This window comes from Streptomyces sp. TN58, assembly GCF_001941845.1.
GTDB lineage: Bacteria > Actinomycetota > Actinomycetes > Streptomycetales > Streptomycetaceae > Streptomyces.
In genome coordinates this window covers 6,091,410-6,103,298 of sequence record NZ_CP018870.1, presented here as the reverse complement: position 1 = coordinate 6,103,298, position 11,889 = coordinate 6,091,410, and the positions used below count along the sequence as shown (strand labels likewise).

General features: G+C 70.5%; 10 protein-coding genes. 7 read left to right on the top strand and 3 right to left on the bottom strand.

The features are described from left to right. Positions 1-74: 74 nt before the first annotated feature. From BSL84_RS34945 to BSL84_RS27550, 3 genes are all read right to left on the bottom strand, one after another. Positions 75-1,060 (bottom strand): IS5 family transposase gene (locus BSL84_RS34945; protein WP_420711141.1). Its coding sequence is split into 2 segments (ribosomal slippage): positions 75-656 and positions 659-1,060, totalling 984 coding nucleotides; the frame shifts between segments, so codons are not numbered across the junction. A gap of 724 nt (positions 1,061-1,784) precedes the next feature. Next, on the bottom strand, positions 1,785-2,273 hold the full coding sequence (locus BSL84_RS27555; protein ID WP_199838754.1) for a TrmO family methyltransferase domain-containing protein: 489 nt from the start codon (positions 2,271-2,273) through the stop codon (positions 1,785-1,787). A gap of 72 nt (positions 2,274-2,345) precedes the next feature. Continuing rightward, the gene (locus tag BSL84_RS27550; RefSeq protein ID WP_075971375.1) at positions 2,346-3,749 is read right to left on the bottom strand and encodes a Tat pathway signal protein; all 1,404 of its coding nucleotides are present in this window, start codon (positions 3,747-3,749) and stop codon (positions 2,346-2,348) included. Positions 3,750-3,952: 203 nt separating this feature from the next. Here BSL84_RS27550 and BSL84_RS27545 point away from each other — a divergent pair, with 203 nt between their 5' ends. The 7 genes from BSL84_RS27545 (at position 3,953) to BSL84_RS27515 (ending at position 11,855) form a co-directional block, all read left to right on the top strand. Next, positions 3,953-5,413: an SAM-dependent methyltransferase gene (locus tag BSL84_RS27545; RefSeq protein ID WP_075971374.1), complete on the top strand. Its 1,461-nt coding sequence runs from the start codon at positions 3,953-3,955 to the stop codon at positions 5,411-5,413. 12 nt (positions 5,414-5,425) lie between these two features. After that, a complete protein-coding gene (locus BSL84_RS27540) occupies positions 5,426-5,740 on the top strand; it encodes a hypothetical protein (protein WP_075971373.1) in 315 nt (104 codons plus the stop codon). 145 nt (positions 5,741-5,885) lie between these two features. After that, complete coding sequence (locus BSL84_RS27535; protein ID WP_075971372.1) at positions 5,886-6,341, top strand: hypothetical protein; 456 nt, start codon at positions 5,886-5,888, stop codon at positions 6,339-6,341. Beyond that, entirely contained in the window at positions 6,338-6,796 is a 459-nt protein-coding gene (locus BSL84_RS27530) for a GntR family transcriptional regulator (RefSeq protein ID WP_075971371.1), read from the top strand. Before BSL84_RS27535 ends, BSL84_RS27530 begins: the two co-directional genes overlap by 4 nt. A 472-nt stretch (positions 6,797-7,268) precedes the next feature. Then, positions 7,269-7,442 carry an FxLD family lanthipeptide gene (locus tag BSL84_RS27525; protein ID WP_075971370.1) on the top strand — a complete coding sequence of 58 codons (174 nt, stop codon included), beginning with the start codon at positions 7,269-7,271 and terminating at the stop codon, positions 7,440-7,442. A gap of 79 nt (positions 7,443-7,521) precedes the next feature. After that, positions 7,522-10,590: a lantibiotic dehydratase gene (locus BSL84_RS27520; RefSeq protein WP_079273313.1), complete on the top strand. Its 3,069-nt coding sequence runs from the start codon at positions 7,522-7,524 to the stop codon at positions 10,588-10,590. Then, complete coding sequence (locus BSL84_RS27515) at positions 10,587-11,855, top strand: lanthionine synthetase C family protein (RefSeq protein WP_107484852.1); 1,269 nt, start codon at positions 10,587-10,589, stop codon at positions 11,853-11,855. Before BSL84_RS27520 ends, BSL84_RS27515 begins: the two co-directional genes overlap by 4 nt. The last annotated feature ends 34 nt before the right edge of the window (positions 11,856-11,889 follow it).

Sequence of the window (11,889 nt, the reverse complement as noted above, 5' to 3'; positions counted from 1 at the left end):
CGAATGCATCCTCAGCCCTGCCCTGCTCTGCTCTGGGGACGGGTGACGAGACTAGGTCCTGTCTGGAGTCCGGATCATGAGTGTGGTGCGATGCTGCGGAGCCAGAGCATCGCACCGCACAGGTGCAGTCCGGCCTCGTAGCTCTTCGGGGTCTTGTCGTACCGGGTAGCGATACCGCGCCAGTTCCGCAGTCGGTTGATGCACCGTTCCACGGTGTTGCGCTCCTTGTAGAGCGCCGTGTCGTGCGAGACCGGCCGACCGCCGACGCTGCCACGCTTCTTGCGGTTCGCGGCCTGGTCGACCTTCTCCGGGATCACCGCTCGGATACCGCGTCGTCGCAGGTAGCGGCGGTTGCGCCGGGACGAGTACGCCTTGTCCGCGGCCACCGCGTCCGGCCGGGTCCGCGGACGCCCGATCGGGCCGCGTACCTTGACCCGCTCCAGGACCGGGGCGAACTGCGGGCTGTCGCCGGCCTGCCCGGGCGTGAGGACGAACGCAAGCGGGCGGCAGCGCCGGTCGGCTGCCACATGGATCTTGCTGGTCAGCCCGCCTCGGGAACGCCCCAGCTCGGCGGCTTTCAAGCGGGCCCTGTGTCGCCGACGGGCCCGTCGCCGCTCGATGCGCGCCTCATCCTCGACCTGTCCGTCCTGCGGCCTTTGCCCAGTCGCCTCGCCCCCTTTTCGACCTCGACGACCATCTCCAAGGCCGCCAACTGCTCGGGGTCCAAGGCCATTCCGGCGGCGTGATGGTGGGCCCGGGCGGTCGCCGAGTCCACGCTGACCAGGCCCAAGTCGGCCTGGCCGCGGGTGGCGGCCTCGGCGATCACTGCCTGCATGAGGTGCTGGAAGACGCCCTGCGTCGCCCAGATCTGGAAGCGGTCGTACGCGCTCTGCCAGGGCCCGAACTCGCCCGGAAGGTCACGCCAGGGGCTACCGGTCCGGAACCGCCACATCACCGCGTTGAAGTGTTTCCGCAGGTCAGGGATGGGCCCAACCGCGGCAATCGGCAGATGGGGCTCGATCAGGGCCCACTGCTCGTCGGTGAGATCGCCTCGCGCCATGACTGACGGTCTATCAAGACCGAGCCTCCGCGCGCAGGCGATCTACTGAACTCCTGATCCGAACTCCAGACAGGACCTAGGTCGGAGGACACAGCTTCCAGGAGACGCGAGGCCTGGAATCCCGGGAACATGAACTCCAGGACCCGGCGGGAGACGGTTTGGGGGGTTCGGACGTCCCCTCTCAGCCATCGGTGGAACTGCCGCTTCTCGACGGTGGCAGTCGCAATCGAGGGGTCGCCTTCGGCATCGGCCAGCTGTTTGGCCGCCTGCTCGTACCGCTTCTTGAAGACGGTGTAGTCCTGCCAGCCCCGCTGGTTGATGAGGGTCTGGAAGAGCGTTGGTCCTAACGGGCTCATGACCGCTCCTCTCCTCGGCGTCAGTTCGGCCACCACGCTAGACCGCAGCGGCCCCAAGAAGTGGATCTCTCCAACAGAAACAGTGCTCCCGAGGCGAACTGACACAGGTTAGGCGTGAGAAGACCGCGTTTGGCTCCGGTTAGGCCCTCGCTCAGGCAGCGCCGGGGCGGGAAACTCCAACTTCGCCCGCCCTCTGAGGGCAATGGACCTGCGTGCCGACGCTCTGTGATGCCATCGGCATCAGGGCACTGCCCGGAGGCATCCTGACCGTCGACATCCCGAGGCTGAGATTGCGCACGCTTCCGAGCGGTACCTACGGATGTCCGGCTGACAACGTGGACGCAACTCATCCGCCTGTACGCGAGGTTCTACTCGGGCCGGTTCGCTGCGGGGTCCCAGTAGTTCGCCAGCATCGCCGCCGGCCAGGCCGGAGCAGTGACAGGGCCGCGGGGACCCATCTCGTCGAAGTACGGGGCGAGGTCGTAGATAGGAGTTCCGGCAACGGCGTCGAGGTCGGTGACGTAGATGTCCCTGCCGTCCACTTTGAGCAGGCGGGGGAAGGAGGTTGCCATGCGGTTGGGGCGCCGGTGGTTTCGGTGGACGAAGGTGCCGGTGGGCTCCCAGGTCGGGTCGTTGCGGGGGCTGCGGGCTCCGAGGTGGAGGTCGGTGTCGGAGCCGAGGTGGAAGTGCCAGGTCACGATCAGGTGGGAGAACTCGTCGAGGCCGCGCAGGGTGTCCAGCGGGAGGTCCGGGCGCAGGCGGATGATCGATTCGACTCCGCCCTGGTAGTCGTCGGCCGGTGTCTGGTGGCCGCCGACGACGTGGGCGATGGCCTCGATCGTGATCGGGTCGTGCACGCGTTCCTCCTCTGGGACTACCGGACTGGCCGGGGCGCTGCTCCGGCTTGGACCGGTGGTGTGCTGGCGCGGTCAGAGTACCCGGCTGATCATGGTGCGGGCCCGGTCGTCCAGGGCGGCCAGGGTCGTTCCTCCGCGTCCGCGGTAGGGGGAGAGGGCGCGGCGCATCTGGACGACGGTGTCCAGGGCGCGGCCGGACTGAACTCCCTGCATCGCGTGGAGTGCTTGGGTCCAGGTGGTGCAGGCGACGTCGACGGCTCCGCGTTGTATCTGTACGGCGCCCAGGAGGCCGAGGGTGACGGCGTGGGTGCGGGCGAAGGGCTGTGCCTTGCGGGTGCGGACGCTGCGCTGGAATTCGTGCTCGGCTCCGCGGAGGTCTCCGATGGCGTGCAGGGTTCGGGCTGTCTCGTGGGCGAGGGAGGCCTCGGAGAAGAAGAAGAAGACCCGGGCCGGCTCGTCGTCCCCCTCGCCTGCGTTGCACAGGTCGTTCTCGGCCTGGAGGAGAGTGGCGAGGGCCTGCTGCTTGTGGCCGGCGGCTGCGAGGCTGCGGGCGTGGACGACTCCGAGGAGGGAGCGTTCCCGTGGGCTGGCGTCGGTGTAGCGGCGGTGGCTGACGGAGGCCTCGGCGAGTCGGAGAGCTTGGGCGGGGTGGCCGAGGTCGAGGGTCTGGTGGGCCTGGGCGCGGAGGATGTGTCCGGCCAGGGGGGCGTCGTCGGCTTCGGCGGACAGGCGCAGGGCCACGGCGAGCCACTGCTGGGCGAGGGTGTGCTCGGAGGCGTCAAAGCTGGTCCAGCCGGCCAGGTAGGCGAGTTCGCCGGCGGCGGTGAACATGGCCTGCCGCGTGCCGGTGTCGGGGAAGTGGCCGCTGAGGTAGGCGGTGACGTCGGTGCGGAGGTAGGCGACGAGGGCGGATCGTCCGTCCGCACCGCCTCGGCGCTGTTCGCGGCGGGAGAGCAGCTGCGTCATTTCGCGTACGGCGGCCACGTCGTCCGGGCCGACGTGCCGCTTGGTCGCGGGCGTGCGCTGATGGGCCGCGGAGGCGGTGTCCTGCCACCAGCGGTCGGACGGCAGGAACATCCCTGCAAGGGAGAAGGCGGCGCCCTTCAGGGTGTGGCGGCGCTCCAGGTCCAAGTCGGTCCCCCCGAGGTCGACGATACGTGCGATGGGGTCGCTGTCCCGGGGAGCCGGACCTGCCGGTTCGTCGGGATCTGTGAGCCCGATGTCGGCGGCCGTGATGATCCGATGGATCCCCCGGCTGTTCAGTCCTCGCGACAGCGTCTCGCACAAGATACGGGTCGCCGGCGGCGAGGGGTGCGATCCGCGGACCCACTGGTTGATGTGCGAGGCGGACACCGCCTTCAGGTCGTCCGCACCGGATTCCGCTGCTACGAGCTGCAGTTGCCGGGCAGTTGTGGCCTGCGACCAGCCCAGTTGGCGGAGTACGCCCTCCAGCAGGGTGTTGCGCTCACGCGGCACCGGATACTCCCGTCCACGAAACGATCTTTACGTGCTTTACGCGGGGCCGCGCCTTGCCTGGGATGTCCACGCCGGGCGATGCACGGTTCGCTGAGAGTAACGCCACAAGGAAGCGTTCTCCGGCTGAAGTTCAGCCATCCGTTCCAGGCTTCCGGCGTCTGGTGTCGGCTTCACGCGCACGCTCTGAAAGGGATGAGGTGACGATGTCTCACCGGATCACGCGGGGAGACCTGCTGCGGACTCTGCAGTCGCCCAAGGCCGTCACGGCGTGCCTGGCATTGCCCAGCAGAGCTGAATCCGTTCGCACGGCTCGTCGCTTCGTGGCGCACCAGCTTGAGGCATGGGGGTGCGCGGCAGCGGAGCCCTCCACCGCGCTGGTCTCCAGCGAGCTCGCGACCAACGCCATTAAGCACCGCAGCCCCGGAGCGGAGGCACAGGACTTCCTGGTCTCGGTGACCTTCGAGCCGGGCGTGGCCCTGGTGGTGCAGGTGGCGGACGCCAACCCGGGTCTCCCGGTGGTCAAAGCACGGCAGTCGGCCCTGGCCACGGGCGGACGCGGGCTGTTCCTGGTCACCCAGGTGGCCGACTACTGGAGCGCCTCGCCTCGAAGCGACGGCCAGGGGAAGGTCGTCAGCGCCTACTTCCGAGCCGCCCAGGTCAGCACCGACCCGCCTGGGGCCTACGGACTGAGCCTGCCGGAGGCAGCTGCTCCACCGACTTCTTCGAGCGCCGGGCCGGCACATCGGCCTGATCAACAGGAAACCGGAGGGGGCATGCTCCCGTCACACGAATTCTCCCGGCCGTCGGTGCCGCGGGTGCACAACTGGCTCGGCGGAGACGTCTGGAATTTCGATGCCGACCGCATCCTCGGCAAGGAACTCCTGGAGGCTGCTCCCTGGCTCAGGCAGGCAGTTGCCGCCGCTCGAGACCACGGGCAGAAGTCGGTGAGCGTCCTCGCCCGCAGTGGGATCGTCCAGTTTCTGGACCTCGGGTGCGGCCTCCCGCAGCGGCATGGCCAGAACACCCACGATGCCGCCAAGGCCGCAGCCGGGGAATCCACGGTCGTGTATGTGGATCGCGATTCTTCCGTGTGCGCCCACTACCGTTCGATGCTCGAGACGAGCCAGGAACTCGAGTGCCAGGCCGACTTCACCCAGCCCGAAGGTCTCCTGGCCCATCCCGCCCTCGCCCACCTCGACCGGAGCAGACCTGTCGCGGTGCTCCTGCACGAGGTCCTGCCGTGGCTCGATGACGAGCAGGCGCGACGCCTGCTGGCTGCCTTGCAGGCCTGGTTGCCGACGGGCAGCGTTCTGTCCGTCATCCACGCTGCCACCGACAGCGACCCGCAGGCGGCGGCGGGCCTCGTCGCCGTCTATCGCAGCGCCGGCATCGCCTACCGGCCTCGGAGCCTGGAGCAGTTGCTCGCCTTGTTCCAGAGCTGGGACGTGGACGTGCCTGGCATCACCGCGGTGCCGCTCGACCGACTGCGCGTCGTTGGCAGCCGAAAGCCCGTGGGCGGACTCCGCGGCGTTGGAGGCCGGAAGCCCTTGTACGGCTCCTACGCCGTCATCGCCCGCGTACCGAACCCGTTGTTGGACAGGTCGTGCCCGGGCCCCGGGCTCCGCCCCGGAGCCTGCTGGAGCTGGTTTCCCGTCACTGGCTGAGACCGATCACAGATGAAGCTGACCGAGGACGAGGACGCCTTCTGGACCGGTCTCCCGGACTACGAGCGCGCCCCTTCAGGTGATCCGTTGTTCGCCCGAACGGTGCGCACCGGGCCGCCCCCTGGTGATGTCTGGGCGGCCTCCCCTCACGAGCTGCGGGTCGGCGACTGGCTGGTCCTCGGCGGCAACGCGTACGAGATCACCAACATGTTCTCCCGGGGCTTCGACTGCTCCGGGAAGCGGGTGATCCTGCGCGGCCATGCCCCGCAGCTGGTCAACGCCCGGCACGAGGTCGTGCGCCCTTACGCCGTCTCCCGCCTGCGGTAACCGGCGGGTCCCGCCGAAAGCCGCTGTCCGATACCCGTTCCCCCGCTTCGAGGAGTTTCCCGTGGGCCCGTCGCTTCCGCTCCCCAAGCGGCCAGCGTGCTTACCTTCACTGCCGTCACGGCCGGAGGAAGGTCGCGCGACCGATATGCCCTGCGGGCTGCCCGAGGCGCAAGAGGGTGCCTGGCGTCTGCTGCGCGCCCTTGTCATCTCGCGGCACGAGGACATCACCGGCGAGGACAGCGGTCTGGGGGAGGCGCTGAACCGCGTCCTCGACGACGCCGTGGGCGGGTGTGACGTCCGTCCGCTGACCGCTACCTTGGCTGTGAACCTCGGGGCGCTGACGGACCGGGCCTCCCGCCACGCGCAGTCCGCGCCGACCGAGTCGGCACGGTTACGGGCCCGCGTCCTCCTTCGCGAGGTCAGCGAGCGGCTGCGCCTTGACACCTTGGACATCGGGCTCCTTCGCCGACTGGCCTGGATGACGCAGGAGGTCGTGGACGAGCTCCTGCAGCAGGCGTCATCGGCGCTTGCTTCGATGCCGGCGGCAACGCGTCCGACCACCCACTCCCCCATGCCCGCGAATTGGGCGGCTTCCGCATGAGCAACTGGAATCCCCTGGATCGCGCCCTTTTCCTCGTACGCCGGCAGATCAGCATCGCGCACCCGCCAGGGACATCCGTTCCCAGCACCGAGCAGCTGGCCCGGGTACTCAGACTCCCGAAGACGCACGTACACCGGGCACTACAGCGGCTGGACACCCTGGGGGAGATCTCGCTGCACACCGGGAGCTTTCCGGTCCGCCTCCGCCCGCACGAACCGCACCCCCGCGACCGCGCGCTCCATGGCGCCGTCCGGGACCGGATACGCGCCGGCTACTACCTGCCCGGCCAGGCTCTGCCGACAGGGCTGCTGGGCGAGGAGTTCAGACTGCGCCCCCACCACGTCCAGCGTGCGTTGCGGTTCCTCGTGGCGGAGAAGACCCTGCGCTTCGACGAAAACGGCGCCTACGGTCCGGGCCACTACGTGCCTGTGGAATCCATGGAGGCGGTCGCGTGAAGGCCGCGCTGTCACTGCTGCCGCCCGGGCACCGCCAGGGCGAGCACGGCAGCGGCTGTGGGTCGTCCGCCCGGGCCGAAGCACGTGCCGGCGTAACGGGGACGACACCGCCGCCGAACATGGGAGTGCTGCGGTGAGGGCGGTGCAGCGCCGCAGGCTCCTGCTGCTGCACCGGCTGACCGCCGTGCCGCTGGTGGGGCCCGTCGCAGACCGGCTAGCAAAGGCGTACCTCCGCTACGCCGTCCGGCAAATGCTCTCCCGCGCCCGGCTACGCGAAGACCGCACCGGTTCCGGGCGTACCCCGCACGGCTCGGCGCCTCCCAGGAACAGGGACTGACACCTGCCACTGCCCTCGCGGCCCACGACTTCCCTCTCCGGACCTTCCGAGGAGGGAGGCCAGGAAGCACGCCATCAGGCACGTGTCCCTGGCCGGCAACACACCGAACACACCGCATCGATAAGAGGAGTTGCAATGGCCACCAATCCCAACGCGGGCATGACCCAGGCCCAGCCCAAGGCCACCGTCAAGGAACCGTTCCACCTGGACGTGGAGCTGCTGGAGGTCGGCGACGCGGGCGCGCTGAAGACCCTGACTGACGACAACTGCGGCTCGACCTGCGGCGCGTGCACCACCGGCGTCCACTGACCCCACTCGCTCCACCCTGCCGGTGCCGCCCCGCCCAATTGGCGGGGCGGCACGGGCCCGTCCGTTCCATTCATCCTTCATGGAGGTTCAGGTGACAAAACCCGCGTTTCGGTCCGGCCGCACGGCGCTCGTGCGCGCGGTGGCGTCCCCCACTCCTCCGCTGCTGCCCTGGCCCGACCTGGCCGACCGGACCCCCGGGGACTTGACCGGGCAGCTTCCCTGGCTGCGCGCAATCCGCGCCACGGACACCGGAAGGGCGTTGTGGCACGCCAGCCCGGCGCTCGGCAGGGAAGTCGACGACCTTTTGGCAGCCGAAAGCCCCCCACACCGTGATGTGCGTAGGGCTGCAGTCTCGGTGGCCCGGTACGTGCTGCGAGCACACGGTCGCCCCACTCCCTTCGGGTACTTCGCCGGCGTCACTAATGTCGGCTTTGGGGGCTCGGCCCGTGCCGACTGGGGGCGCGAGCACGTGCCGGTGGCCTGTGCGTCCGCGGAATGGATGGCGGAGATGATCGCCCGGCTGGAGGCCGACGCCGAGCTGCTGCAGCGGATTCCGGTGGTCGTGAATACAACGCTCACCGAGCGCGGCGATCGTCTCGTCGTCCCGTACCGGACGGGCACCGGTGCCGCCCGCCAGCGCGCGGTCGAGGCCTCCGTCCGGATGACCGGCGCTGTGTCTGCCGTCCTCGCCGCCGCACAGGCGCCCGTCCCGGTCGCCGATCTCGTGGCGAAGGTCTTGGCCGAGTTCCCGTCGACAGGGCAGAGCGCGGTCACCGGGTTCGTGCAGGAGCTGGTGCGGGTGGGCGTCTTGATCAGCGCCTTGCACGCTCCGAGCACGGAGACCGATGCGCTCGGCTACCTGCTGGCCCAGCTCGACGCCATCGGTGCCGACGAGGTCGTTGGGGTATCGGAGACTCTCGCCGCTCTGCAGGCCGCTTACGCTGCACTCCAGCACACCAGCGGGCACGAGGGCGCCCGTGCCCTGATGCGCTCCGTGGCTCCCCGGCTGCGCCGGGACCCGGTGGCCGTCGACCTGCGCCTGGACGGGACCCTGGTACTGCCGGAGGCGGTCGCACAGGAGGCCGAGCGTGCCGCCCTGTTGCTGGCCCGCGTGTGCTCGGCACCGTTCGGGACCGCAGCCTGGAAGGCGTACCACATGCGGTTCTACGAGCGGTTCGGGATCGGCTCCATGGTTCCGGTGCTCGACGTGGTCGCGGACAGCGGCATCGGCTACCCCGACGGATACGCGGGCGCGGGACCTGCGGACCACAAGCCGCAGCTGACGGGCCGCGACCAGGTGCTGCTGCGGCTGGCACAGCAAGCTGCCCTGGACGGCCGCCGCGAGGTCGTCCTCGACGAGGCCACGATCGACGCCCTGACCATGGGCAGCGAACCGCTACGCCTCCCGCCCCACCTTGAGCTCGGATTCCGGCTCCGCGCATCCGACACCGCAGCACTGGACCAAGGCCGCTTCCGCCTCGAAGTGGTCACCGTGTCCCGGGGCGTGGGGGTCGGCACGGGCCGGTTCCTCTCCGTTCTCGACTCCGGGCAGCGGCAGGCCCTGGTCAAGGAGCTTGCGGTCCTTCCGGCTTCCGATCCGGATACGGTCGCCATGCAGCTGTCGTTCCCGCCGCTGCTGCCGGAAAGCGCGCACGTCACCCGGACACCGCGCGTGCTGCCTACCGTGATCAGCCTTGCCGAGCACCGGCCTCCTGGTGGGGACGTGCTGACCGTCGATGATTTGGCCGTGGGCTGCGACGGGCGCCGGATGTACCTCGCTGCCCCCGCCTTCGGCGAGCGTGTGGAGGCGGTGGGGATGCACGCCCTGAACCTGGACACCCACACCCCGCCGCTGGCCAGGTTCCTCACCGAGCTGGGCCGCGCCCAGTGCGCGCAGGTCACCACGTTCGACTGGGGGGCCGCCGCCCGCCTTCCCTACCTTCCCCGCCTGCGCACCGGCCGCATCATCCTGGCGCCGGCCCGCTGGCGGCTGGAAGCCGGAGAGCTGCCTGTGGCCGACCGGCCGTGGGAGGAATGGGACGGTGCGTTCGGCACCTGGCGCGAGGCCCGCAAGCTACCCCTGACGGTGAACGTCGGCGAAGGCGACCGCCTCCTTCCCCTCGACCTCACCGTCCCCGCCCACAGAGCACTGCTACGTGAAGAACTGGACCGCGCCGGTGCGATCACGGTCGCCGAGGCTCCGGGCCCGGCCGATCTGGGATGGTGCGGCGGGCGGGCCCACGAGGTCGTTGTGCCGCTCAAGGCCAGCCGCCCTCCGGCCTGGCCTCGCCTGCCTCAGCCCACGTCTGCTCGCACCATTCGGAGGGACCTGGTTTCCTCTCCCGCCGTCTCGCCGGTGCTCCTGGCCAGCGTGTACGGGGACATCCGCCGCCAGGACGTCCTGCTCGCGGAGCACCTGCCGGACCTCCTGGACCGGCTCGGCGGGCCTCCCTGGTGGTTCGTTCGGTTCCGCGACCCCCACCAGCACCTGCGGCTCCGGTTCGCCCTGCCCACCCCGGAAGCCTTCGCCGCCACGGCGAGCACCGTGAGCACGTGGGCGGACGAACTCCGGCGCGTTGGACTGGTGTCGGACCTGCGTTACGGCACCTCCTATCCGGAGATGGGCCGGTGGGGAGAAGGGTTGGCGTGGTCTGGGGCCGAGGAAGTCTTCCGAGCCGACTCCCGCGCCGTCCTCGCACAGCTCACCTGCACAGGCCGGCCGTCCCGGCGGGCACTGGTCGCCGCGCACAGCGTGGCCATCGCCGCCGCCTACCTGGGCAGTACGGCGAAGGCGATGGCGTGGCTGATCCACCACATCCCCGCGGCGCCTCCGGCACGGGTGGTCCGCCCGGAGTTCGCTGAGGCCGTCGCTCTCGCCAACCCCGACGGCGACTGGGCAGCCCTGCGGTCCGTCGCTGGCGGCGAGACGATCCTCCATGCCTGGAGCGACCGCGGCGAGGCCCTGGCCCGCTACCGGGACCACTTCCCCGGACCGGACACCCGGGGCATCGACGCAGACGACGTGCTGACCTCCCTGCTCCACGTCCACTTCGTCCGCGCCGTCGCCGTGGACTTCCCCGAGGAAGCCGTCTGCCTCTACCTCGCGCGGGCCGCCGCCCTCGCCTGGACCGCCAGGAGGTCCCGCTGATGCCCCACCCTGCCCTCGGCTTCGCCCGGGAGATCGCCGACCGGCTCGCCGACCCGGTGGCCGTTCTCGGCTCGCAGGCCGCCTCTGACTGGCGCCGGCAGTCCCTCGGGCACGGCGTTCCCGGTATCGCGCTGCTGCACATCGAGCTCGCCGCCGCCGGCCTCGCACCGTGGGACCGCGCGCACGCCTGGCTCTCCGCCGCGGCAGCCGAGCCGCTGACCAGCGGGGCCGACAGCCACGCCTTCTACGGTGCCCCGGCATTCGTCCACACCCTCGCCTGCGCGGCCGAACGCCTCCCGGGAGCGTACGGCTCCGCACTGGATGCCCTGGACCGGCAGGTGACCAGTGACGCGCGCCGCCGCCTGGCCGTGGCCGAGCAGCGCATCGAGGCCGGAGAACTCCCGGCGCTCGCTGAGTTCGACGCGATCCGCGGTCTCACCGGATACGGCGCCTACCTCCTTCGCCGGCGCCCCGACAGCGACACCGTCCGCGCCGTCCTCGACTACCTGATCCAGCTGACTGAGCCGCTCACCCACCGGGGCGAGACCGTGCCCGGATGGTGGACCGCCTCCGGACCCTCCGGCCGGCCCGACGACCGCTACCCCGACGGGCACGCCAACACCGGCCTCGCCCACGGCATCGGAGGCGTCCTTGCCCTACTCGCGCTCGCCGCGCACCGCGGGACCATGGCCAGCGGCCATCGGGAAGCCATCAGCAGCATCCTTCGCTGGCTGGACCGCTGGGAGACCGACACCAACCGGGGACCGGCCTGGCCGTACTGGGTATCCCTTCCAGCCCTGCGAGCGGGCCACATGCCCGTGGGGCCGCAGCGGCCGTCCTGGTGCTACGGCACCGCCGGCCTCGCCCGCGCCCAGCAGCTCGCCGCCATCGCCCTTGGAGACCGGAGACGACAACTGGCCGCCGAGCAGAGCCTGCTGGCCGCACTGACCGACCCCGTGCAGCTCCGCAAGACCACCGACAACGGCTTGTGCCACGGATTCGCCGGTCTCGCGCACATCGCCGCCCGGGCCGCCTCGGACGCCCTGCCAGCCACCGCCGGTCAGCTCCGGGCAGTCCTCCCCGCGCTCCTGTCCGCCGTGTGCCCCCCTGGCAGCGACCCCGCCACCGTCGCCGCCAGCCTTCTGCACCCGCAGGAACCCGGCCCGGGGCTCCTCGACGGCGCGGCGGGAATCGCCCTGGCCCTCCTGAACCCCAGCGGCGCACCGACACAGACAGCTTGGGACACCTGCCTGCTCGTCGCCTGAACCAGCACGCGCACACGACCCACCAACGCTGCCT

Bases quoted from the DNA above. Each gene is read 5' to 3' on its own strand.
- BSL84_RS27545 (WP_075971374.1), top strand. From the start codon at position 3,953: ATGTCTCACCGGATCACGCGGGGAGACCTGCTGCGGACTCTGCAGTCG.
- BSL84_RS27540 (WP_075971373.1), top strand. From the start codon at position 5,426: ATGAAGCTGACCGAGGACGAGGACGCCTTCTGGACCGGTCTCCCGGAC.
- BSL84_RS27535 (WP_075971372.1), top strand. From the start codon at position 5,886: ATGCCCTGCGGGCTGCCCGAGGCGCAAGAGGGTGCCTGGCGTCTGCTG.
- BSL84_RS27530 (WP_075971371.1), top strand. From the start codon at position 6,338: ATGAGCAACTGGAATCCCCTGGATCGCGCCCTTTTCCTCGTACGCCGG.
- BSL84_RS27525 (WP_075971370.1), top strand. From the start codon at position 7,269: ATGGCCACCAATCCCAACGCGGGCATGACCCAGGCCCAGCCCAAGGCC.
- BSL84_RS27520 (WP_079273313.1), top strand. From the start codon at position 7,522: ATGGAGGTTCAGGTGACAAAACCCGCGTTTCGGTCCGGCCGCACGGCG.